Here is a 23178-nt window from a genome sequence, read left to right on the forward strand (position 1 = left end):
ATGCCCGCATCTTTGGCCGGCAGGGCATGCACCGTCCAATACTCGAATCGCATACAACTATTCAATCGCTCGCACTGCGCATGGGCCCCGGCAACCGACCCCTCGACCTCGAATGGCTGGAAGACTTCCTGGCCCTGGCCGAGAGCGGCAATTTCTCGCGCGCGGCGCAGGCGCGTTCCATCGCCCAGCCGGCCTTCAGCCGCCACATCCGCGCGCTCGAGGAATGGGTGGGCGTCGACCTGTTCGACCGCAGCGCGCACCCGGCCGCGCTCACGGCGGCGGGCAAGCGCTTCCAGCCGCTGCTGCAGGAGGTGCTGGCCGCGCTGGAGGCGGCGCGCATCAAGGCGCGCGCGGCGCACGACATGGCCGCGGCGAGCCTGAGCTTCGCCGCCACGCACGTGCTGTCGCTGACCTTCTTTCCGCGCTGGCTGGGCCGCGTGGAAGCGCGGCTGAGCCTGGGGCCGATCCAGACCATCTCCGACAGTTCGCAAGCCTGCGAAGACCTGATGCTGCAGCGACGCGTGCAGTTCGTGCTGTGCCACGGCCATGCGGGTGCGCTCGGCCGGCTCGACGAAGCGCAATACCCCATGCAGCGGCTGAGCGACGACGTGCTCGTGCCGGTGGCGGCGCCGGATGCGCGCGGCCTGCCGCAGCACGCGCTGGGCACGGGGCAGGCGCCTTCGGTGCTGGCCTACAGCGAGGCCTCGGGGCTGGGGCGGATCATGCGGGCGATCCAGGACAGCGAGTTCGGCAAGGACTTCGCGCCTTCGCTGTTGGTGGTCTTCACGGCGCACCATGCCGCGCTGCTCAGGACCATGGCGCTCGAAGGACGCGGCCTCGCGTGGCTGCCGATGAGCCTGGTGGCGGACGACCTGCGCGGCGGCGCGCTGGTGGATGCCGGCGCGGGCGGCTGGCGGGTGCCGGTGGACATCCGGTTGTACCGGCAGCTGGCCCACATGGCGCCGGTGGCCGAGGCGCTGTGGCAGCTGGTGAAGGACGGCGCTGCGGTGCCCGGCGCCTGAGCGCCCTCACACGCTGCTGAGCGTCGGCAACAGCGCGAGCAGCGCGCGCACCAGCGGCGAATCGTCCGCCTTGCGCCACACCGCCAGGGTGTCGATGTAGGTCTTCTCGCCCTTGAGCGAGCGGTATGCCACGCCCTCGCGGTGCAGCGCCTTGACGCAGGCCGGCACCAGCGCCACGCCCAGCCCGCCGGAGACCAGGCTGACGATGGTGTGCATCTGGCGCGCCGGAAACAGGCGCGGGCTGAAGCCGCGCCGCATGCAGGTGGCCACGATCGCATCGAACACCTGCGGCCCGAAGTGCCGCTCGAAGCCCAGGAAGCGCTCGCCCGAGAACTTCTCGAGCGCGATGCTGCCGGGCCGCGCCAGCGGATGCGCCTCGGGCATCGCGAGGATCAGCGCATCCTTCTGCACCAGCCGCGAGCCCAGCGAGGCGGGCATGCTGGAGGGCTGCAGCACCAGGCCCACGTCGAGCCGGCCCGATTCGACGTCGCCGATGATCTGGTCGGTCGTGCCTTCCCACAGCGCGATCTCGGCCCGCTCGTTCTCGTCCGAGAACTGCCGCAGCACCCGCGGCAAAAACGAGTAGGCCGGCAGGCTGATGAAGCCGATCGAGATCGACCCCATGAGCCCGGCCGCGGCCTCCTGCGCGCGCCGGCGCAGCGTGTCCATGCCGAGCAGCACGGCGCGCGCATCGCGAAGCGCTTCGTCCCCCGCGCGCGTGATCGCGATGCGGCGCGAGGTGCGCTCGAACAGCGTGACGCCGAGTTCTTCCTCCATCTCCTTGATCGCGAGGCTCACGGGCGGCTGCGACAGGTTCAGGCGCTGTGCCGCGCGCCCGAAGTGCAGCTCTTCGGCAACGGCGACCAGGCAGCGGAGGTGGCGGATTTCCATTGATCCGAATTTTGTATTGATCGATACGAATTCTAAATTTGTTGCTATCGATGTCAACTTCTAGACTTTCCCTCCACCAGCGCTGTCGATCCGAACGGCGCGGCAAGGAGACACTGCGATGGTCGAGAAACTGATGGGGCTGCCGCGCTCGCGCACCGTGGTGCATCCGGGGCCTTTCCGGCCCGTGCGCATCGATCGCATGCGCGACGAGAAGGGCCGGCACTTCCGGCTTTCGCTGCCCGGCGGCCGCACGCTGCACGAGAGCCTCGTGCAGGCGCTGGCGGACGAAGGCGTGGCCAGCGCGTCGATGACGCTGCTCGGCGGCGAGCTGGCCGAACTCGGCTTCTGCCTCGCGCTGCCCGACCCGACGGGCCGGGTGCTCGCGACCTACGGCGCGCCGCACACGGTGCAGGGCGCCTGCTTCATCTTCGGCAACGCGACGCTCGGCAGCTCTACGAGCGGCACGCCGGTGGTCCATTGCCATGGTGCCTTCCGCACCGCCGACGGCGCGGTGCGCGGCGGCCACATCCTGACCGACCGCACGGTGGTCGGACGCCGCAGCGTCACCGCGGTGGTCACCGCGCTGGACAGCTTCGAACTGCGCGTGGTCTACGACGACGAAACCCGCATGCCGCTGATGCGGCCCCAGGCCAGGCGCGTCCATGGCTGAGGTGCGCATGATTGAAAGCGGGCGCATGGGCCGCGTGGCGTATGCGCGCATCGCGCCCAACGAAGACCTCGTCTTGAGCGTCGAGAAGCTCTGCCTCGCGGAAGGCTTCGGCCATGCGTTCGTGCGCGGCGCGCTGGGCAGCCTCGTCGATGCCTGCCTGGAGCGCGTCGACGGTTCCTGCCAGGTGATCCGCGGGCCGGCCGCAGAGATCGTGAGCCTGGCCGGCGAGGTGCGCTCGCAGCCCGACGGCTCGCTGCGCGCCGCGCTCACCGGCGTGGTGGCGGACACGCACGGCCACCTGTACGGCGGCCCGTTCGTGGCGGGCGCCAACGCCGTCTGCGTCACCTTCGAAGTCACTCTGGAGGAGTGGCTGCCATCGCCCGACAACTGATTTCGTCCACTGCAGAAATTCCAATGACCGATCTCTCCACTTCTACTACTTCTTCTTCTTCTTCTTCTTCTCCCCGCGTCGCCGTCGTCACGGGAGGCGCACGCGGCATCGGCCTGGCCATCGGCCGCTGGTTCCTGGCGCACGGCTACAGCGTCGCGCTGCTCGACATCGACGGCGCCACGCTCGACCAGGCGGTGGCCGAACTCGCGCAGCCTGCAAAGCTGCTCGGCCTGCACTGCGACGTGTCGAAGCCGTCGCAGATCGCCAGCGCCGCGCAGGCCGTGGTCGAACGCTTCGGCCGCGTCGACGCGCTGGTCAACAACGCCGGCGTGGCGGTGTTCAAGCCGGCGCTCCAGACCTCGTTCGAGGAATGGCGCACGGTGCTCGGCACCAACCTGGACGGCGCGTTCCTGTGTACGCAGGCCTTCGGCGCGCTGATGGTCGAACGCGGGAGCGGCGCGGTGGTGAACATCGCCTCGATCTCGGGCCTGCGCGCGAGCACGCTGCGGGTGGCCTACGGCACCAGCAAGGCGGCGCTCATCCACCTGACCAAGCAGCATGCGGTGGAGCTGGGCAACGCCGGCGTGCGCGTGAACGTGATTGCACCGGGGCCGGTGGAAACCGAGATGGCCAAGCTCGTGCACAGCGTGGCGATCCGCTCCGACTACTACGACACCATCCCGCTCGGCCGCTACGGCACGCCGGAGGAAATGGCCAACGCCGTGGGCTTCCTGTGCAGCGACGACGCGAGCTTCATCAACGGCCAGGTGCTGGCCGTCGATGGCGGCTTCGATGCCGCCGGCGTCGGCCTGCCGACCCTGCGCCGGGGCATGCCCGTGCCCGCCGCCGACCACGCCTGACAAGGAGAACCGCCCAATGACCACCAACGCCTGCATCATCGGCTGGGGACACACGCCTTTCGGCAAGCTCGACGCCGTGGAGAGCGAAGCGCTCATCCGCAGCGCAGTCGAGCCGGCGCTGCAAACTGCGGGGCTCGCCGCGGCCGACATCGACGGCATCTTCGTCGGCCATTTCAACAGCGGCTTCCTGCCGCAGGACTTCAGCGCGTCGCTGGTGTGCCTGGCGCTGCCCGAGCTGCGCCACGTTCCCGCGGTGCGCATGGAAAACGCATGCGCCACCGGCTCGGCCGCGATCTGGGCCGCGCTGGATGCGGTGCAGTGCGGGCGGGTGCGGCATGCGCTGGTGGTCGGCTTCGAGATCATGAATGCCGTGCCTGCTGTGCGCATTGCCGAGACGCTGCTGCGCTGCTCGTATGTGAAGGAAGAGGGCGCGACCCCGGCGGGCTTTGCCGGCGTCTTCGGCAACATCGCGGGCCGCTACTTCGAGCGCTTCGGCGACCAGAGCGATGCCCTGGCCGCCATCTCGGCCAAGAACCACGCCAACGGCGTGCACAACCCCTATGCGCACATGCGGCGCGACCTGGGCTTCGACTTCTGCCGCCATCCGTCGGAGAAGAACCCGTTCGTCGCGGGTCCGCTGAAGCGCTCCGACTGCTCGCTGGTCTCCGACGGCGCGGCTGCGCTGGTCATCTCGGCCGAGCCCATCGCTTCGGCGACGGTCCCGGCGGTACGCTGGCGCTCGCGCACGCAGGTCAACGACTACCTGCCGCTGTCGCGCCGCGACCCGACCCGGTTCGAGGGCGCGGCGCGTGCGTGGCACCAGGGGCTGGCCGCGGCGGGGCTGTCGCTTCATGACCTGGGCTTCGTCGAGACGCACGACTGCTTCACCATCGCGGAGCTGCTCGAGTACGAGGCCATGGGCCTGGCGCCGCACGGGCAGGGCGCGCGCGTCATCCTGGACGGCGTGAGCCGCAAGGACGGCCCGCTGCCCGTCAATCCGTCGGGCGGACTGAAGTCGCGCGGCCATCCGATCGGCGCCACGGGCGTGTCGCAGCACGTGATGGCTGCCATGCAGCTGGCCGGGCTGGCGGGCGACATGCAGGTCGGCTCCGGCAAGCCGGGCGCGGTCTTCAACATGGGCGGCGCCGCGGTCGCCAACTACCTGAGCGTGCTGGAGGTGCACCCGTGAACGAAGCGCGGGCGATGAACCTGTCCGCACTGCTGTCGCAGACGGCCGCGCTCCTTCCCGACCGGCCAGGGCTGATCCAGGGCGAGCGGCAATGGACGTGGCAAGAGATCGACCGCCGCGTCGATGCGCTGGTGCAGGCGCTGCGGTCGCTGGGCATGCGGCCTGGCGACAAGCTGCTCGTGATGTCGCGCAACAACCCGGCGCTCTTCGAGAGCTGCTGGGCCGCCTTCCGCCTGGGCGCGGTGTGGGTGCCGGTCAACTTCCGGCTCACGCCGCCGGAAGTTGCCTACCTGGGCAGCGCCAGCGAGGCCAGCGTGATGCTGGCCGAGGACTGCTTCGCCGAGCATGTGGAGGCGGTGAAGGCCGCGTCTTCGCATCTGCGCTCCGTCGTCACCATCGGCCTCCCGCGCGCGGATGAACTCGGCTACGAAGCGCTGCTCGTGGCCCACGCCGATGCGCCCGCGGCGATGGCGCAGGTCGATGCCGATCACCCCCTGTGGTACTTCTACACCTCGGGCACCACCGGCCGCCCGAAGGCCGCCGTGCTGACGCACGGGCAGCTCGCCTTCGTCGTGACCAACCACCTGGCCGACCTCATCCCGGGCACCACCGAGCACGACTGCTCGATCGCCGTCGCGCCGCTGTCGCATGGCGCGGGCATCCATGCGCTGCTCAACGTGGCCCGCGGCGCGCCCACGGTGCTGCTCGCATCCGACAGGCTGGAGCCCGCCACCTTCTGGGCGCTGGTGGAGCGCCACCGCGTGACCAACGTCTTCACGGTGCCGACCATCGTCAAGATGCTGGTGGAAGACCCGGCCGTCGACCGGTTCGACCACGGCTCGCTGCGCTACGTGGTCTATGCGGGCGCGCCGATGTACCGCGCGGACCAGAAGCGCGCGCTGCAAAAACTCGGCAAGGTGCTGGTGCAGTACTTCGGCCTCGGCGAAGTCACGGGCTGCATCACGGTGTTGCCGCCGGCCATGCATGCCGCCGACGACGATGATCCGGACGCCCATATCGGCTGCTGCGGCCGGGCCCGCACCGGCATGGAAGTCGCCATCCTCGACGCGCGGATGCAGCCGGTGCCCGCCGGCACCGTGGGCGAGATCTGCTGCCGCGGGCCGGCCGTGTTCGCGGGCTATTTCAACAATCCCGAGGCCACGCAAAACGCGCTGCGCGGCGGCTGGTTCCACACCGGCGATCTCGGCCGCATGGACGCGCGCGGGCTGCTCTACATCACGGGCCGCGAATCGGACATGTACATCTCGGGCGGCTCCAACGTGTACCCGCGCGAGGTGGAGGAAATTCTGCTGATGCATCCCGCCGTGCGCGAGGCGGCGGTGCTCGGCATCGCGGACGAGAAATGGGGCGAGGTGGGCGTGGCGGTGATTGTGGCCTCGCAGCCGGGCCTCACGGCCGAGCAGCTGCTGCACCACCTGGACGGCCGCTGCGCGAAGTACCGCTGGCCGCGGCACATCTTCTTCTGGGATGCGCTGCCGAAGTCCGGCTACGGGAAAGTCGCCAAGGCCGACATCCGCCAGCGGCTCGTCGAACGCGGCGACGTGAAGGAGGCCGCCACGACCTGATCACACACATCGACGCCGACCCGGACGACCAGATCCATTCACAAAAGGACAAGGAGACAAAAATGAGCATCACCCGCCGCACCGTGCTGCGCTCGACGGCACTCGCTGCCAGCCTCGCCGTTCCCATGCACCGGGCCTTCGCGCAGAAGGCCGAGTTCAACTACAAGTACGCGAACAACCTGCCGGTCACGCATCCGCTCAACATCCGCGCCAAGGAAATGGCCGACGCCATCCGCGCGGAAACCGGCGGCCGCGTCGACATCCAGATCTTCCCGAGCAACCAGCTGGGCTCCGACACCGACGTGCTGAGCCAGCTGCGCTCGGGCGGCGTGGAGTTCTTCACGCTGTCGGGGCTGATTCTTTCCACGCTGGTGCCGTCCGCGTCGATCAGCGGCGTGGGCTTTGCCTTCAATGACTACGCGAGCGTGTGGAAGGCCATGGACGGCGAGCTGGGCGCCCACATCCGCCAGCAGATCGCCAAGGCCAACATCGTGCCGATGGAGAAGATCTGGGACAACGGCTTCCGGCAGATCACGTCGTCGAGCCGGGCCATTGCCGCGCCGCAGGACATGAAGGGCTTCAAGATCCGCGTGCCGGTGTCGCCGCTGTGGACCTCGATGTTCAAGGCGCTCGACGCCGCGCCCACCTCCATCAACTTTGCCGAGGTCTATTCGGCGCTGCAGACGAAGATCGTCGACGGGCAGGAGAACCCGCTGGCCATCATCGCGACGGCCAAGCTCTACGAGGTGCAGAAGTACTGCTCGCTGAGCAACCACATGTGGGACGGCTTCTGGTTCCTGGCCAACCGCCGCGCCTGGGAAAAGCTGCCGGCCGAGCTGCGCACCGTGGTGGCCCGGCACATCAACGCGGCCGGCATGAAGGAGCGCACCGACGTGGCCGAACTCAACGCCGGGCTGCAGAAGGAGCTGGCCGCCAAGGGCATGGCCTTCAACCAGCCGGACTCCGCCGCCTTCCGCGACCAGCTGCGCAAGGCCGGCTTCTACAGCGAGTGGAAGGCCAAGTACGGCGACGAGGCCTGGGCCTTGCTCGAGCGCAGCGCGGGCAAGCTTGCATGAGCGGGCCGGTCCTCGGCCTGGCGGCCGGCGCGCGGGTGGACGCGCCCCGGCTGTCCGCCATCGAGCGCCGGCTCGGCGCGCTGGTCGACATGGCGGCCGGCGGCCTGGTGCTGGCCGACGTGGGGGTGCTGTTCGCAGGCGTGCTGGCGCGCTTCGTGTTCCACAGCCCGCTGGTCTGGTCCGACGAGCTGGCATCGATCCTGTTCATCTGGCTCGCGATGCTGGGCGCCGTGGTCGCGCTGCGGCGCGGCGAGCACATGCGCATGACGGCGCTGATCTCGATGCAGCCGCCGTCGCGGCGCCCGTTGTTCGAAGCCCTTGCCCTGTGCGCGTCGCTGGCATTCCTGGCGATGGTGGCGTGGCCGGCCTGGGAGTACGCGTCGGAGGAGCGCTTCATCACCACGCCCGCGCTGAACATCTCGAATGCGTGGCGGGCCGCGGCGCTGCCGGTCGGCATCGGCCTGATGGGCCTGTTCGCGGTGCTCAGGCTGCTGCGCGACGTGGAATGGCGGATCACGGCCAAGGCGGTGGTCATCGTGGCCACGCTGGTGCTGGCGTTCACGCTGGGCCGTTCGGTGTTCCAGGACCTCGGGCGGCTGAACCTGCTGGTGTTCTTCGTCGGTGTGGTGCTGGCGGGCGTGCTCGCGGGCATTCCCATCGCCTTCTCCTTCGGCCTTGGTACCTTCGGCTACCTGGCGCTGGCCACCGACACGGCGCTGCCCGTGATCGTGGGGCGCATGGACGAGGGCATGTCGCACCTGATCCTGCTGGCGGTGCCGCTGTTCGTGTTCCTCGGCCTGCTGATCGAGATGACCGGCATGGCCAAGGCCATGGTCGCGTTTCTCGCGGGCCTGCTGGGGCATGTGAAGGGCGGGCTGTCGTACGTGCTGGTGGGTGCGATGTACCTCGTGTCGGGCATCTCGGGCTCCAAGGCGGCCGACATGGCGGCGGTGGCGCCGGCCCTGTTTCCCGAGATGAAGCAGCGCGGCGCGAGCGAAGGCGATCTCGTCGCTCTGCTGGCCGCGACCGGCGCGCAGACCGAGACGGTGCCGCCCAGCCTGGTGCTGATCACCATCGGCTCGGTCACGGGCGTGTCGATTGCGGCGCTGTTCACGGGCGGCCTGCTGCCGGCCGTGGTGCTGGGCCTGATGCTGTGCGTGGTCGTGTACTTCCGCTGCCGCGGCGAGGACCTGCGCGAGGTCGTGCGCACGCCGTGGCGCGAGGTCGCCCGGCTGGCCGTCGTGGCGCTGCCGGCGCTGGCGCTGCCGTTCGTGATCCGCGCGGCGGTGGTCGAAGGCGTGGCCACTGCGACTGAAGTGTCGACCATCGGCATCATGTACGCCGTGGTCGCGGGGCTGGTCGTGTACCGGCAGTTCGACTGGAAGCGGCTGGGGCCGATGCTCGTTGCGACGGCTTCGCTGTCGGGCGCCATCCTGCTGATCATCGGCACCGCGACGGCCATGGCCTGGGGCCTGACGCAGTCGGGCTTCTCGCGCCTCTTGGCCGAAGCGATGACGGGCCTCCCCGGTGGCGCGCCGATGTTCCTGGCGGTGTCGCTGGTCATCTTCGTGGTGCTGGGCAGCGTGCTCGAGGGCATTCCGGCCATCGTGCTGTTCGGGCCGCTGCTGTTTCCCATCGCGCGCCAGCTGGGCATCCACGAGGTGCACTACGCGATGGTGGTGGTGCTGTCGATGGGCCTCGGCCTGTTCGCGCCGCCGCTGGGCGTGGGCTACTACGCGGCCTGCGCCATCGGGCGCGTGCACCCCGACGCGGGCATCCGTCCGATTGCGGGCTACATGGTGGCGCTGCTGGTGGGGACGATTGCGGTGGCTGCGATTCCTTGGTTGTCGATCGGGTTTCTCAGGGGCTGACGGCTTTGCCCTTGGCGCTTGCAGCTCGGGGCAACAAGGCCTTGATGCGCTGGCGCAGCAGCGCGGGCGTCACGGCCGGGGTCATCTGCAGCACCTCCATGCAACGGTCCATGCGTCCGTGACGTGTCAGCAGCGCGTTGACTGCCTTTGCCAGATCGCTGTCGATGCTGTTGCCGTAGGCTTGTCTGGCCTTGGTTGCCGCGCGGCGCAGCAGTGCGGAACCAGGGTGCATCATGGCCAGGTCGATGACGTCACGGCTGAAGACGCTGTCGTCGGCCCAGCGATCCGAGTTTGCGAGCAGCTGGCTTGCAGCCATGTCCAGCACGGTGAGCGTCGCAATGTCGCCGATGCGGTCTTGCTCGCCCGGCACATCGAGTTCGATGCGTGCTTCGAGCACGATCTCGAACTTGATATCGATGTCACCCACACGCACCATCGATCGGATGCCATATTGATCGGCACGAAGTTCGCCGGTCTGTTGGATCTTCGCGCCCTTGCGGGCCAGCGCGCTCAGGCCCTGGTCGCCGGTCAGCAGCTGGCGCAGCTGCCGGTAGCCTTCGATGTTGGAAACAAGGAAGTCGATGCCCACCGACTCGCGGTACTCGCCATAGCGAAGCGCGATGGCCGTGCCGCCGCCGAACAGGCAGTGGTTCTCGGCGAGCAGCTCGGCATCGAGCGCTGCAAGTGCCTCGGCGACCCGTTGATGGTGCGGGCGTTCAAACATGCAGCGGCTTCCTGCCCAATGCGCGTGCCAGTTCGTCGAGCAGTTGCCGCTCCCGCGCATCGAGCGCCGATGCGTCGACATGGCGCCAGTTGCGTTCGTAGGTGGCCCACGCCTCTGCGGGTGTGAGCTCGGTATCCGGCGCCAACTGCCAGGCGAGCCGGCGCAGTTGGGGGTAGTCGGCGATTCGGATGCCGCCCGCAATCGGCGCCGGGGGTGCGGATTGCGTTGAGGGGACCACATCGACATCCAGGCCCAGCGCCGCGAGGGCATTCATGTAGGCCCCCATCGTGACCGAGGGCTCGCCGCGTTCGATGCGATGCAGTGTCATGCGGGACACGCCTGCCGCCTCCGCCGCTGTGGTGGCGCTGACCTTCAGGGCCTTGCGCCGAGCGTGGATGCGTCGGCCGAATGCTGTGAGGCGGTGATCGGCTGCAGGGGCGACGGGAGGGGCTGCAGAAGGCATATATGTATCTCATTCTAGACAAAATGTGGGAATATGTCCAGAATGAGATGCATAAATTGGAGTTCCGGCGAATGCCCCCGTGCGGCGGGCCCGCACGGCCCTTCAGTAGCCCAGGATGGCATCCCACACGGCGAGCTGCGCCAGCTTGGGCACCGTGCCGACCGCCACGCTTCCACTGCTGCCTTCGCCCATGCGCACCGCGTTCGCCAAGGAACCCCCGTACCGCGGCCACGCGGTGGAGGCGTCGAAGGCCACGGCCTGCGAATCCCGCGCGAAGCTCGCGAAGGCCGACGCCATGGCCGCCGACAGCTGCGCCTCCGCCGCGCCGTTGCCGACCTTGTCCTTGTAGTAGTCCAGCCCGTAGGTTCCGAACAGCAGCGGCAGGTCGGCGCAATGCGGCACGCCGTGTCCCGGCGCCTTGAGGGCGTGCGCATAGGTGCCGAAGCGCACATCCTTGCCTTCGCTGGCCAGCTTGCCGGCGTAGCGCACCGAATGATTGCGAATGGCGAAGTCGCCGTAGATCTCCACCCACAGGTCGCCGGCGTCCGTGCTGCGAGCCTCGTCGGCCGCGGCCTTGCGGTAGCTTTCGACAACCCGGCTGCTGGCCTCGGCGGAGCGGGTGATCGAGGTGACGGCTTGGAGAAGCTGCGTGTCGTCCTGTGGCAGGGGCGCCGTGAGCGCCTTGTGGGTGGCGGGATCGATCAGGTCGACAAAGAAGGTGCCTTCGGTCAGCGTGGTGGTGATGACCACCGGCAGATCGGCGGGCCACTCGGTACGCGTCCAGTCTGCGAGGCAGAACTTCGCGTCGATGATGGGGACGAACTTGGAGGCGCGTCCCGTGGTGATCGCGTCGGGCAAGGGCAGTGCGTTGAGTGCGACCTCCGCCGCATGCAACGCCGCGGCCGGCACGTCGCGCAGGCCGCGGGGCGTGGTGTTCAGGCGCGTTGCCAGCAGTTCCGTGTAGGCGGCGGCATCGTCCAGGCTGAAGCCTCCGGGCTTCGCGTTGCTGGCCGGGCTCAGCAGCACCACCTTGCGCAGCAGCTTTCGATGCGCGGGGTTCTGCGCGATGACCGCCGCGCTGGTGCCTCCGGCCGATTGCCCCATCAGGCAGATGTTGTTCGCGTCGCCGCCGAACGCCGCGGCGTTCTGGTGCACCCATTGCAGGGCAGCCATCTGGTCCTGCAGCTGCCAGTTCGCGACGCTGCCGGTGTCGGCATCGGCAAGGTCGGGGTGCGAAAGACCGCCCAGCGCGCCGAGCCGAAAGTTGACGGTGACGACGACCACGCCGAGCGCCGCCAGCGCCTGGCCGTTCATCAGCGGCATGCCGGCGGCGCCCGTGCGCCAGGCGCCGCCGTGAATCCAGACGATCACGGGTGCACCGATGGCGTTTGCAGGCGCCCACACGTTGACGGTCAGGCAGTCTTCGCTCTGCTGCATGGGCACCGGGTAGATCCAGGTGACGTAGGGCGGCAAGGTCTGCAGGCTGGCAGCGCCGAAGCTGTCGGCGTTCAGCACGTTGGCGGCAACAGGCTTGAACGGCTTGGGCGATTGGAAGCGCAGGCCGCCCACCGGTGGCTGCGCGTAGGGAATGCCGAGGTACGACGCGACGCCGCCGCTGCGCTGGCCGCGGAATTTCCCCGAGGTGGTGTCTGCGAGCGGCGCGGCGTCCGGTTGTCCGGTGCCGCTGGTGGGAGCGGCGAATCCACCGCCTCCGCCACCGCCGCACCCGACGAGCGGCAGCGCGATCAAGGCGCCGGCCGCCTGGATGAACCGCCGCCGGGCTTCGGGCAGGGCAGGAAAGGAATTGAACTTCTCGTGATGCGCCATCGTCGTCCTCCGGTTGCCGGCCCACAGCGGACCCGACTTGCGGCCGATGCTAGGAGCGATGACGGGGTGATGACATGCAGGTGAATGCAACGCAGCATTCTGAAAATGCAGTCTGGATGGCGGCGGGCCGGCGCGTCGCTCAGGTCTTCAGATAGGGCTTCGTGGTCTCCGCCAGCATCGCGAGGAATTGCCGTCCCGCCAGCGTGAGGTCGCGGCGCGACGGATACAGCGCGTACATCGAGATGGTCGGGGGCGCCCAGCCTGGCGCCAGCAGGCACAAGCGGCCCTGTTCGAGGTCGGCTGCACACAGGGCGAGCGGCAACCGCGCGATGCCGATCCCCGCGAGCGCTGCCTGATGGATCTGCGGCAGGCTGTCGCTGGTGAAGCGCGGCTTCACGTCCAGTTCGATTTTTGCATTGCCGGGCCCGCGCAGCAGCCAGCGCGAAGGATGCGGGCTGAAGGTCCAGCCGATGGCGGGGCAGCCGCCCGGCAGCGCGGCAAGCGCCTGTGGCGTGGCCGGCCGGCCGAGCGATTCGTGCAGGGCCGGTGTCCCGACCAGCGCGTACGGAAAGTCTCCGAGCTTGCGCGACACCATGCTCGAATCAGGCAGCGTGTCGATGACGGGGCGGATCAGCAGGTCCGCGGCTTCGCTCGAGGGCGAAGGGCGCCCGTCGGTGCTGTCCAGCGTCAATGCCACCTTCGGATGACGCTTGACGAACTCGAGGCACAGGCCTCCCACAAAACTGGTGGCCATGGAGATCGGGCACGACACGCGCAGGTGGCCGGCAGGTTCGTTCAGCGCGTCCTGTGCCACGGACAGCGCGCTGCGGGTCTCTGCGCGGATTGCCAGGCCGTGCTGGACCATGCGTTCGCCGATCTCCGTCACCCTGAAGCGCCGCGAGCTGCGCACCAGCAGGCTCACGCCCAGCCGCTTCTCGAGGCTCGCGATGCGGCGGCTCAAGCGAGAGACGGGAATGCTGTGGCGCATGCTCGCGGCATTGAAGCCGCCGGCTTCCACCACCAGCACGAGCGCGAGCAGGTCGTCCACGACGCCGTTGAGCTCATCCATTCGAACTGCTCCCGGGCAGCAGCGCCTCCAGGACGAAGCGTGCCGGGCCGTTGGCGCTTCGGTCTCCCACCGCGAGGCCCAACTGCCGCCATAGAGCCGGGCTGAGCGGGCGCACGGCGATGCGGGGATCGCGCGCGGGCTCGTGCGAATCCTCCGGCAGCAAGGCGGCTCCGTAGCCGGCGGCGACCAGTGTCCTGATCGCATCGTTGTAGTTGAGCTCGATGCGCGGCCGGCAATGGACGCCAGCCGCCGAGAACCACTCCGCGGTCAGCCGGTAGAGACGCGTGGAGGCGTCGTTCATGATCAACGGCCGCTCGGCCAGCCACTGCGCAGTGAGCCGCCTGGGCGTTTTCCAGGTCGCCGGCAAGAAGGCGACGACAGCCTCGCGCCGAAGGGGTGTGACATGGACGCCCCGCACAGGCGCCTGCGGCAGCGCCACGACCGCGAGGTCCAGGCTGCCTGCGGCGAGCCGGCCCATGCTTTCGTTGGACGTCAGCACCTGCACGTTCACCTCGACGCCCGGATGGTTCCGGGCAAGGCGTTCGAGCGCGGGCGGCAGCAGGTGCGCAATGGCGCCGGTCGAGGCACCCACTCGCACGCGGCCCGTCTGGCCGGCGAGCTGGCGCCGGACTTCCTCCACTGCGTCATCCGCATCCGCCAGCAGCCGGCGGGCACGCGCGATGAACCGTTCGCCCAAGGCGGTCGCTTGCGCGGGCCCGCGTCCGCGAACGAGCAACTGGCCGCCCAGGCGCGACTCGAGTTCCGTGATCTGAACGGTGACTGTGGGGGCAGCCAGGTGAAGGGCGCGCGCAGCATTGGCCAGGGACCCGAGGTCGGCGATGGCGACCAGGGTGCGCAGATGGTCGAGGCTCAGTTCCCGCATGCCACTAATTTAACTTTTCTTAATCCTGGCTTCCATATATTTATCTGGAGCTATCGCGCCCGCGTCCCTACCATCGCGCTCCATGGACCTCAACATCTTCATCGATGGCGATCAGGGCACCACCGGCCTTGACCTGCAGAACCGCCTCCGGGGCGGGGAATTCCGCATCCGCACATTGCCGGCGGGCGTGCGCAAGGACGCGGCTGCCCGACGGGCCGCGCTCAACGAGTGCGACATCGCAATCCTCTGCCTGCCCGATGCTGCGGCGCGCGACGCGGTCGCGATGATCGAGAACCCTTCGGTGCGCGTCATCGACGCCAGCTCGGCCCACCGCACCAGCCCGGGTTGGGTCTACGGCCTGCCGGAGCTCGATGCACGGCAAGGCGAACGGATCGCCTCGGCGCAGCGGGTCACCAATCCGGGCTGTTATCCCACCGCCGCCGTCACCCTGCTGCGGCCGCTGACGGATGCGGGCCTGCTGCCCGCCGGCTATCCGCTTGTCATCCACGCCGTCTCAGGCTATTCGGGCCAGGGCAGGGCGGGGGCGGAAGCGCACGAGGCAGGGACGGGAGCGCATTCGCTGAAGGTCTATGGCCTGGCACTCGAGCACAAGCACGTGGCGGAGATCGAGGCCTACGCCGGCTTGGCGGAGCGGCCCATCTTCGTGCCGGCCTATGGCAGCTACCGGCAGGGCATCGTGCTCACCATCGGGCTGCACGCGCGAATGCTTCCCTCCGATGCTTCGGGCCGGCGCATCCACGAATGCCTTGCACAGCGGTACCGCGATACGGCGCATGTGCGCGTGCTGCCGATGTCGCCCGCCGCTCCAATGACCGAACTGGACCCGCAAGTGCACAACGGCTCCAACGACATGAGCCTGGCGGTTGCATGCAATGAACGCACAGGACAGATCGTCTTGAGCGCGGTGCTCGACAACCTGGGCAAAGGCGCCGCAGGCGCGGCCGTGCAGAACCTGCGATCGATGTCGAGGGCTTCGTAGCCCCGGGCCGCCGGCACGCGAACCGGCAAGCTCCTGGTTCGGACGGCGTTCGACGATGGCCACTTCGACGCCTGCCAACGCCAACTCGCCTGCCAGCATCAGGCCCGCCGGACCTGCTCCTGCAATCACGACTGCATGTTCTGTCATCTGCAAATTCACTCTCCTTCGCCTGCACGCAGCACACCAGAGCCGGCCACGGCGTGGGCGGCAAATTCCCGGCCAAGGGCAGGGACTTACGAATCGCTTCGCCACCGCATGCTGTAGCGTCGCATTGGCAGCCCACCCACGAAGCCCCCGAATGCAGCAACAAGTCATCTCCGCCCACGACATCTTCCCGCACATCCGCATCGTCATGGGCATGGTGATCGGCCTTGGCGTCACGCGACTGCTGTCGGGCGTTGCGCGCATCGTGCAGCACCCGACGCAGTACCGGCTCTATGCCGTGCACCTTGCCTGGGTCGCTTCCGTCCTGCTGGCGCTGGTGCATTTCTGGTGGTGGGAGTTCGGCCTCTATCAGATCGACAGCTGGACCTTCGGCACCTACGCGTTCATCGTCAGCTACGCGATCGTCCTGTTCCTGCTGTGCGCACTGCTCTTTCCAGACAGCATGCGCGACTACGCGAGCTATGAAGACTATTTCTATGCCCGGCGCGCGTGGTTCTTCGGCTTGCTGGCCGCGACCTATCTGCTCGACGTGGTCGACACGCTGATCAAGGGCGAGGCGCACTTCGCGCGCTTTGCGCTGGAGTACCTGATCCGCACGCCCGTTCTCGTGACCCTGTGCATCGTGGCGGCCAGGACGGCGAGCCATCGCTTTCACACCGTCTTCGTGGGTGCCACACTGATCTATCAGCTGTCGTGGATCTTTCGGCTCTTCGACACGCTGGGGGGCTGACGGCAACGCCGCGCGCTTCCGGCTGACGCGCGCATCGGTGGCAGCCTACGTTGAAAACCAAGGTCTTCACATTCAAATGGCGCCGACGTCGAACGGGGACCGAGGCGTGCCGTGCGTCTTGCCGTCGGCGGATCAGGAGACAACCATGCGCACCCGCGATGAGAAGAAGAACGACGAGGCAAGCCATGCCATTCACGACGCAGACACTGATCCCCCGCAAGCCCTGACCGGCACCACGCGACGCTCCCTCTTGCGCAGCGCCGTGCTGTTCGCGATGTTCTCGGGCAGCGGCATCGGCCTGACCGCTTGTGGCGGGGGTGGTGGCGGTGGAGGAGGAGGCATCGGCGGCGGCGTTGGGGGCGGCCGTCCGCCCGACGGCTCCGACTCGGTGTTCAAGCACGGCATCGCGAGCGGAGATCCGTTGTCCGACCGCGTGATCCTCTGGGCCCGCGTGACAGTGTCCGCACCGGGCACCCTCAACGTCGAATGGGAAGTGGCCAGCGACGAGCGCTTCGGCATCATCGTCGCGCGCGGCACCGCGAGCACCGGCCCCGAGCGCGACTACACGGTCAAGGTGGATGCCGTCGGCCTCCAGCCCGCCAGCACCTATTTCTATCGCTTCTCCATGGGCAACGAGAACTCGCCCATCGGCCGCACCCGGACGCTGCCGGTGGGCGGCGTATCGCAGGCCCGGCTGGCGGTGGTGTCCTGCTCCAACTTCCCCAGCGGCTACTTCAATGTCTATGCCGACATTGCCAAGCGCACCGACATCGACGTGGTGCTGCACCTGGGCGACTACATCTACGAGTACGGCCGGGTGGGCTATGCGTCGCAGCTTGCCATTGCCATCGACCGCGAATCGAACCCCGACCACGAGATCCTGACGCTCGCGGACTACCGCTTGCGCCATGCGCAGTACCGCACCGACGGCGACCTGCGCGCCCTGCATGCGCGGCTGCCCGTGATCGCCGTGTGGGACGACCACGATCTGGCCGACGACGCGTGGTCGGGCGGGGCCGAGAACCACGACGAAGCAACCGAAGGCAGCTTTGCCGCACGGCGCGCGGCGGCCATGCAGGCCTACCACGAGTGGCTGCCGACGCGGCTGCCCGACCCGGCCAACCCGCTGCGGATCTATCGCACATTCGACTTCGGCACGCTGGCATCGATGCACATGCTCGACACCCGGCTGATCGGCCGCGACAGGCAGGTCACGCTCCAGCAGTACCTGGCCGGCGAGGCTTCGGCCCCGACGCGGCAGCTGATGGGCCAGCCGCAGGTGGATTGGCTGGCCGAGCGCATGGCCGCATCGCCCTGCACCTGGCAGGTGCTCGGCCAGCAGGTGCTCATGATGCGCATGGCCATCCCCTTGAGCATCGCGACCGACTTCACCCTCGAGACACTGGGCGCCTACCTGGCGGCGCAGGCGCTTCCGGAATCCGCGCGCAGCGACAGCCAGAGGGCCCTGATCGCGCAGCAGAAGGTGCCCTACAACATGGACGCGTGGGACGGCTACCCGGCCGCGCGCGACGCCGTGCTTGCCATGGCGCGCAACCAAGGCAAGAACCTGATCTCGCTGGCGGGCGACACGCACAACGCCTGGGCCGGGAACCTCACCGACGCCTCCGGGCAGCGGGTCGGCGTGGAATTCGGCACTTCCTCGGTGTCGTCCCCCGGCTTCGAGCGGATGCTGCCGCTGATCGCCAGCGACCTGCTGTCCGATGGCTTCCGGCGCATGGTCGACGACCTGCGCTACGCCGAGACCAGCAAGCGCGGCTATGCGGTGCTGACACTGACGCCGGCCGAGGCGCGCTGCGACTACGTCGAGATCAGCACGGTGCTGAGCCGCGACTATTCGGTGAGAACGGCCGCCACGCTGCGTGCGCTGCCGGGTGTCGGAAATCTGCAGGTGCTTGCCGCGTGATCGGTGAGCGAAGGCCGATGCGGCGGCATCTGGCAGCAGGTCCATCATCAGGACCCGGCAGTTCAATCCACGCGGATGTTGCGCGCCTTCACGACGCGGCTGTAGATCTCCGCGTCGCGGCGCACCATCGCTGTCATCTCGGTGCGCGAGACGCCCAGCGGCTCGCTGTTGAGATCCTTGATGCGCTTGGCGAGGTCCGGGTCCTTGCTGGCTTCCACGAACACCGCATTGAACCGGTTGAGCACCGCAGGCGGCGTGTTCGCAGGCGCCCAGATGCCGTGCCACGACATCATCGAGAAGCCCGGCATCACCTCCGAGAGAGTGGGCACGTCCGGCAGGGCGGGGTGGCGGGTGGGCCCCGAGTAGGCGAGCGCCTGCACGCGGCCGCTGCTGATCAGCGGATAGCCCGTGGCGATGGGCTCCATCAGCGTGTCGACCTGTCCGCCGACGAGATCGGCGATGGGGCTGGCGCGATAGGGCACGTGCAGCATGGTGATGCCCACCTCGTCTTTCAAGGATTCGACGATCAGCTGCGACGGGCTTCCCGCGCCGTAAGAGGCGTGCGAGTAGATGCCCGGCTTTTCCTTTGCCGCGGCCACGAGGTCCTTGATGGTCTTGGCCGGGAACTTGGTGTTCGCGATCAGCACGAGGCCCTGGCGCATCGTCGTGGCGACGGGAACCAGATCCTTCTCGGGATCGAACGGCAGCTTGCTGTAGATGTACGGGTTGATCGTGAACGCCGTCGACAGGTTGTAGAGGAAGGTGTAGCCGTCCGCTGGCGCCTTGGCGACGGTGTCCGACGCAAGGTTGCCGGCCGTGCCGGGCTTGTTGTCGATGAGCACCGGCACGCCGAGCTTGCGGCTCGCGTAGTCGCCGTACATGCGGGCGAAAATGTCGGGCGGCGTGCCGGGGGCGAACCCCACCACGATCCTGATCGGCTTGCTCGGCCACTCCGGCGTCTGGGCACCTGCAAGGCCCGTGGCCAGGCTGCCGGCGAGGCCCAGCATCAGGCCGAGCATCTTCTTGATGAGGGTTGTTGTTGAACGCATTGCTTGTCTCCTGTGCGCCGGTCAAAGCCGGCGAGGTGTTGTGAATGAAAGAGTCATACGTTGAAGGCTTAGCCAGCTACGGCGGCCCCGAGTCATGCGTGCACATTCGTGAGGGTGTGGGCGAAGCGTTGACAGGGGTACGCGCGGGCCGGGTATCGAGCCGCGTAATACATGCCCCGCGGCGAGAGCTGCGGGTGGTCCGGGGTGCCGAGGCAGTAGGAGATTGCCGAAGGCCACACCGATGCTGCCGCTTTGGCGAGGTGGCATGGGACCCCGCGCGGTCAGAGACCCCGCGCACGCGCGGAAACACCTTGCACGGAAACCGGGAGATCCCGCGTCCTTCTGCAACGCGCTGGGAAGCGTCGAGTGCAGAGCGCATCGTGAAGCCCAAGGGCGTACGACGATGAGCGATAGGAGCGGGAAGTCGGACTGCTGCGTAGTACCGAAGAAGCTGCCGAACAAGGCTGCGGGGGAAGCTCCTGCGGCGGCGGAGGCGGTGGAGGGAAGGCGGCAGGCCAAGGGAAATGCCATCGCGGCGCGCATGTCCCGCAGATCGGTGCGGGTCTATGACATGGGAACCGCGCTCGATGGCATACGACAGACGGCAAAGGGCCGTCGTGGTGCGAGGTTCACTGGACTGCTGCACCACATCTACGCGGTCGAACGCCTTGAGGCGGCCTACCTTGCGCTCAAGCGCGACGCGGCCGCTGGGGTGGACGGCCAGACCTGGCAGGCGTACGGGCAGGACCTGGAGGGCAACCTCCTGGATCTGTCCGAACGGTTGGCCCGAGGGGGCTACCGGCCCCAGCCTGTGAAGCGGGTGTACATCGACAAGGCCGACGGCAGCAAGCGCCCGCTGGGCGTGCCGGCGCTGGAGGACAAGCTCGTCCAGCGCGCCACGGTCGAAGTGTTGAACGCCATCTATGAGCAGGACTTCCTCGGGTTCAGCTACGGCTTCAGGCCCGGCAAGAGTGCGCACAACGCGCTGGATGCCGTGGCGGTAGGTGTGCACAGCAGACGAGTGAGCTGGATTCTCGATGCGGACATTGCCAAGTTCTTCGACACAATCGAAAGGGACTGGCTGGTGAAGTTCATCGAACACCGCGTGGCGGACACGCGCGTGGTGCGGCTGATCAAGAAATGGCTGCACGCGGGCGTGCTGGAAGAAGGCAGGCTGACGCAAAGTGAGGTGGGTACGGTTCAGGGTGGGAGCATCAGTCCGCTGCTGGCCAACATCTACCTGCACTATGCGTTCGACCTGTGGGTGAAGCAGTGGAGGGGGCGCCATGCCCGAGGCGACGTGATCGTCGTGCGTTACGCCGACGATTGGGTAGCCGGGTTCCAGTTCCGCGACGATGCCGAGCGCTTCCAGCGCGCGGTGGCCGAGCGGCTGGGCCAATTCGGGCTGAAGCTGCACCCCGAGAAGACGCGGCTGATCGAGTTCGGGCGCGTCGCCCGGGAGAATCGACGCCGCCGAGGACAAGGCAAGCCGCAGACCTTCGACTTCCTGGGGTTCACGCATTGCTGCGGGACGACGAGGAAGGGCCACTTCATGGTCCTGCGGCTCACCAGTGCCAAACGCCTGCGAGCCAAACTGCAGGTGGTCAAGCTCGAACTCAGAAGGCGCATGCACCAACCCATCCCGGAGCAGGGCCAGTACCTGCGGGCGGTGGTGGCCGGGCATGCGCGCTACTTCGGCGTGCCGTGCAACGGCGCGCGGCTGAGGACATTCCGCTTCCAGGTCGCCGGGCTGTGGCATCGCACGCTGTGCCGCCGCAGTCAGAGCCATGGCCTGACGTGGCGTCGAATGTATCGATTGATGGCGCATTGGCTGCCTGTTGCGAACATCTGCCACCCGTACCCGAACCAGCGTCTGATCGTCATGACCCAAGGCAGGAGCCGTATGCGGTAGCTCCGCACGTACGGATCTGTGGAGGGGGTGCTGGGTGACTGGCATTCCTACTCCTACTGGGCTGATGGGTGCCCGTTCTTGGGTTGTTCTGTCTTCTTCAATCCACCTGCGCGCCGGAGCGGCGCACAGCCTCGCCCCACTTCGCGATCTCGGCCGTGCCGAAGGCGGCCATTTCCGATGCGTTCATCGCCATGGGCTCGATGCCCTGGACCGCGAGCTTGTCGCGCACCTCGGGCTGGGCGAGCACCGCCTGCGTGGCCTCGCGCAGGCGATCGCGCTGCGCGGCGGGCATGTCGGCCGGCGCATACAGCATGAACCACGCGACCAGGTCGAAGTCCGCGATGCCCTGCACGGCGAGCGTGGGCACATCGGGCGCGGCGGTGCTTCGCCGGGCGCTCGATGCGCCCAGCGCACGCAGCTTGCCGGCGCGGATCTGCGGCAGCACGGCGGCCGGGTGATAGAACATGAACTGCACGTTCCCCGCCATCACCTCGGTGAGCGCCTGGGCGCCGTCGCGGTAGGGCACGTGCACGAAATCCTTGCCGAGCCGCAGGTTGAGCAACTCGCCCGCAAGATGCCCCGAGGTGCCATTGCCGGCCGAGGCGAAGCTCACCGACTTGCCGCTGGCCTGGCGCAGATCCGCCACTCCCTTCCACGGCGCCGCAGCGGGAACGACCAGCAGGGTGGGCGTGGCGCCGACGAAGCCCAGCGGCACGAAGTCGCGCTGCGGCTGGTAGGAAAGCCGCTTGTAGAGCGAGGCGTTGATGGCATGCGTGCCCACGGTGCCCAGCAGCACGGTGTGTGCATCCGCCCCCGAGCGGGCCACCAGTTCGCTGCCGATGGCGCCGCCCGCGCCCGGCCGGTTGTCGACGATCACCGGCTGCGACAGCTGGCGCCCCAGCGCCTCGGCCAGCACCCGTCCCACGATGTCGGTCGTGGTGCCGGCAGCGAAGGGCACGACCAGCTTGATGGGGCGCGCGTTGCCCGCCTGCGCCCATGCGCTGCTGCCCTGCGCAAGCAGCGCTGGGGAAACAAGCGCCGCGGCCAGGATCGCGCGGCGTTTCATGGCGCCTTCCCGAAGCCCGCAGGCACGGTGCCTTCGTACTGCAGCTCGCGCGTGGCCTGGTACGACAGTGCAAAGCCGCTCGGCGTCCCGGCCTCTTCTGCCAGGTGGGCGATCAGCCCCGCCGTGCGCGCGAGGATGGGCACGCCCCGCAGCGACGCCACCGGAAAGCCCACGCCCAGCAGCACCGCCGGAATCGCCGCGGAGACGTTCATCCGCAGCGCCTTGCCGACGATGCCCGGGATCACTTCTTCCAGCGCCTGCGCGATGCGCACGTAGCGCAGGTCGGCACCGGCTTGCGCCGCCACTTCGAGCAGGCGGTCGACGCGCGGATCGCGTTCCTTGTGAAGCGGATGGCCGTAGCCCGGGATCGCCGCGCGCGCGGCCTTGAGTTCGGTGATGACCGCGGTGGCGGCCTGCTGCAGCGTGGCGCCGTCATCCATGCGCGCCGCCACATCCATGAACAGGCGCCCGGCCGTTTCCGAAGCGCCGAGGATGACGGAGCCGCAGCCGAGGATACCGGCCGCTACCGCGCCCTGCAGCGCATCGGGCGCGGCCGCGAAGGTCATGCGGCTGGCCTGCACGCTCGGCACGAGGCCGTGCTCGGCAATCGCCACCAGCGTGGCGTCGAGCACGGTGCTGCACGCGGCATCGGGGCGGCGCCCGGTGAGCAGCAGGAAGAAATAGTCGGTGAACGACAGGTGCCCGATCAGTTCCTGGCACAGGTCCTGGCCGCGCACGACGATGGTGTGTTCGTCCGAGGTGCAGATGGCGGTGCGCGGGACGGTGGACTTTCCGATTTTCATGAGCGTC

The 23178-nt window shown here is 68.3% G+C and carries 21 protein-coding genes and 1 pseudogene; 12 read left to right on the forward strand and 10 right to left on the reverse strand.

Annotated elements, in window-relative coordinates; genetic code table 11:
• Positions 1-80 precede the first annotated feature (80 nt).
• The gene (locus VAPA_RS28165) at positions 81-1022 is read left to right on the forward strand and encodes a LysR family transcriptional regulator (protein WP_021003615.1); all 942 of its coding nucleotides are present in this window, start codon (positions 81-83) and stop codon (positions 1020-1022) included.
• Positions 1023-1028: 6 nt separating this feature from the next.
• On the opposite strand, the gene VAPA_RS28170 is transcribed toward VAPA_RS28165, so the two are convergent.
• Positions 1029-1913 (reverse strand): LysR family transcriptional regulator, encoded by an 885-nt coding sequence (locus VAPA_RS28170; protein WP_021003616.1) that lies wholly within the window; start codon positions 1911-1913, stop codon positions 1029-1031.
• A gap of 118 nt (positions 1914-2031) precedes the next feature.
• On the opposite strand from VAPA_RS28170, the gene VAPA_RS28175 reads away from it, so the two are divergent.
• The 7 genes from VAPA_RS28175 to VAPA_RS28205 all read left to right on the forward strand — a co-directional run bounded on the left by VAPA_RS28175 (position 2032) and on the right by VAPA_RS28205 (position 9556).
• A complete protein-coding gene (locus tag VAPA_RS28175; RefSeq protein WP_021003617.1) occupies positions 2032-2583 on the forward strand; it encodes a PPC domain-containing DNA-binding protein in 552 nt (183 codons plus the stop codon).
• Positions 2576-2974: a PCC domain-containing protein gene (locus VAPA_RS28180; RefSeq protein WP_021003618.1), complete on the forward strand. Its 399-nt coding sequence runs from the start codon at positions 2576-2578 to the stop codon at positions 2972-2974. The genes VAPA_RS28175 and VAPA_RS28180 overlap by 8 nt, the downstream gene beginning before the upstream one ends.
• A gap of 23 nt (positions 2975-2997) precedes the next feature.
• Positions 2998-3834: an SDR family NAD(P)-dependent oxidoreductase gene (locus tag VAPA_RS28185; RefSeq protein ID WP_021003619.1), complete on the forward strand. Its 837-nt coding sequence runs from the start codon at positions 2998-3000 to the stop codon at positions 3832-3834.
• Positions 3835-3850: 16 nt separating this feature from the next.
• Positions 3851-5023 carry an acetyl-CoA acetyltransferase gene (locus tag VAPA_RS28190; RefSeq protein ID WP_021003620.1) on the forward strand — a complete coding sequence of 391 codons (1173 nt, stop codon included), beginning with the start codon at positions 3851-3853 and terminating at the stop codon, positions 5021-5023.
• The gene (locus VAPA_RS28195; protein ID WP_021003621.1) at positions 5020-6609 is read left to right on the forward strand and encodes an acyl-CoA synthetase; all 1590 of its coding nucleotides are present in this window, start codon (positions 5020-5022) and stop codon (positions 6607-6609) included. The genes VAPA_RS28190 and VAPA_RS28195 overlap by 4 nt, the downstream gene beginning before the upstream one ends.
• A gap of 62 nt (positions 6610-6671) precedes the next feature.
• The gene (locus VAPA_RS28200; RefSeq protein ID WP_021003622.1) at positions 6672-7685 is read left to right on the forward strand and encodes a TRAP transporter substrate-binding protein; all 1014 of its coding nucleotides are present in this window, start codon (positions 6672-6674) and stop codon (positions 7683-7685) included.
• Positions 7682-9556: a TRAP transporter large permease gene (locus VAPA_RS28205; RefSeq protein WP_021003623.1), complete on the forward strand. Its 1875-nt coding sequence runs from the start codon at positions 7682-7684 to the stop codon at positions 9554-9556. The genes VAPA_RS28200 and VAPA_RS28205 overlap by 4 nt, the downstream gene beginning before the upstream one ends.
• On the opposite strand, the gene VAPA_RS28210 is transcribed toward VAPA_RS28205, so the two are convergent.
• The 5 genes from VAPA_RS28210 to VAPA_RS28230 form a co-directional block, all read right to left on the reverse strand.
• The gene (locus VAPA_RS28210) at positions 9546-10280 is read right to left on the reverse strand and encodes a nucleotidyl transferase AbiEii/AbiGii toxin family protein (RefSeq protein ID WP_021003624.1); all 735 of its coding nucleotides are present in this window, start codon (positions 10278-10280) and stop codon (positions 9546-9548) included. The two genes, VAPA_RS28205 and VAPA_RS28210, sit on opposite strands and share 11 nt — an antisense overlap.
• Positions 10273-10743 carry a helix-turn-helix domain-containing protein gene (locus VAPA_RS28215; RefSeq protein ID WP_021003625.1) on the reverse strand — a complete coding sequence of 157 codons (471 nt, stop codon included), beginning with the start codon at positions 10741-10743 and terminating at the stop codon, positions 10273-10275. The genes VAPA_RS28210 and VAPA_RS28215 overlap by 8 nt, the downstream gene beginning before the upstream one ends.
• Positions 10744-10845: 102 nt before the next feature.
• Positions 10846-12570 (reverse strand): carboxylesterase family protein, encoded by a 1725-nt coding sequence (locus VAPA_RS28220; protein ID WP_021003626.1) that lies wholly within the window; start codon positions 12568-12570, stop codon positions 10846-10848.
• 139 nt (positions 12571-12709) lie between these two features.
• Complete coding sequence (locus tag VAPA_RS28225; protein WP_021003627.1) at positions 12710-13639, reverse strand: LysR substrate-binding domain-containing protein; 930 nt, start codon at positions 13637-13639, stop codon at positions 12710-12712.
• Complete coding sequence (locus VAPA_RS28230; protein WP_021003628.1) at positions 13632-14522, reverse strand: LysR family transcriptional regulator; 891 nt, start codon at positions 14520-14522, stop codon at positions 13632-13634. Before VAPA_RS28230 ends, VAPA_RS28225 begins: the two co-directional genes overlap by 8 nt.
• Before the next feature lie 82 nt (positions 14523-14604).
• Between VAPA_RS28230 and argC the strand changes: the two genes are divergently transcribed.
• On the forward strand, positions 14605-15522 hold the full coding sequence (gene argC / locus VAPA_RS28235; RefSeq protein ID WP_021003629.1) for an N-acetyl-gamma-glutamyl-phosphate reductase: 918 nt from the start codon (positions 14605-14607) through the stop codon (positions 15520-15522).
• Positions 15523-15540: 18 nt separating this feature from the next.
• Here the strand turns inward: argC and VAPA_RS35560 are convergent.
• Positions 15541-15930, reverse strand: a pseudogene (locus VAPA_RS35560) (FAD-dependent monooxygenase); the annotation flags it as partial.
• Between VAPA_RS35560 and VAPA_RS28240 the strand changes: the two are divergent.
• Together VAPA_RS28240 and VAPA_RS28245 are read left to right on the forward strand one after the other, a co-directional pair.
• Positions 15821-16417: a hypothetical protein gene (locus tag VAPA_RS28240; RefSeq protein ID WP_021003630.1), complete on the forward strand. Its 597-nt coding sequence runs from the start codon at positions 15821-15823 to the stop codon at positions 16415-16417. The pseudogene VAPA_RS35560 and the gene VAPA_RS28240 sit on opposite strands and share 110 nt — an antisense overlap.
• 145 nt (positions 16418-16562) lie before the next feature.
• Positions 16563-18341 carry an alkaline phosphatase D family protein gene (locus VAPA_RS28245; protein WP_021003631.1) on the forward strand — a complete coding sequence of 593 codons (1779 nt, stop codon included), beginning with the start codon at positions 16563-16565 and terminating at the stop codon, positions 18339-18341.
• Positions 18342-18403: 62 nt separating this feature from the next.
• Here the strand turns inward: VAPA_RS28245 and VAPA_RS28250 are convergent, their stop codons facing one another.
• Positions 18404-19390 carry a Bug family tripartite tricarboxylate transporter substrate binding protein gene (locus tag VAPA_RS28250; RefSeq protein WP_021003632.1) on the reverse strand — a complete coding sequence of 329 codons (987 nt, stop codon included), beginning with the start codon at positions 19388-19390 and terminating at the stop codon, positions 18404-18406.
• 403 nt (positions 19391-19793) lie between these two features.
• Between VAPA_RS28250 and ltrA the strand changes: the two genes are divergently transcribed.
• Entirely contained in the window at positions 19794-21302 is a 1509-nt protein-coding gene (ltrA, locus tag VAPA_RS28255; protein ID WP_041946652.1) for a group II intron reverse transcriptase/maturase, read from the forward strand.
• A gap of 97 nt (positions 21303-21399) precedes the next feature.
• On the opposite strand, the gene VAPA_RS28260 is transcribed toward ltrA, so the two are convergent.
• A complete protein-coding gene (locus VAPA_RS28260) occupies positions 21400-22368 on the reverse strand; it encodes a Bug family tripartite tricarboxylate transporter substrate binding protein (protein ID WP_021003633.1) in 969 nt (322 codons plus the stop codon).
• Positions 22365-23171, reverse strand: coding sequence for a citryl-CoA lyase (locus VAPA_RS28265; protein WP_021003634.1), 807 nt, complete (start codon positions 23169-23171; stop codon positions 22365-22367). Before VAPA_RS28265 ends, VAPA_RS28260 begins: the two co-directional genes overlap by 4 nt.
• Positions 23172-23178: the final 7 nt, after the last annotated feature.

The sequence above is a fragment of the Variovorax paradoxus B4 genome, assembly GCF_000463015.1.
GTDB lineage: Bacteria > Pseudomonadota > Gammaproteobacteria > Burkholderiales > Burkholderiaceae_C > Variovorax > Variovorax paradoxus_E.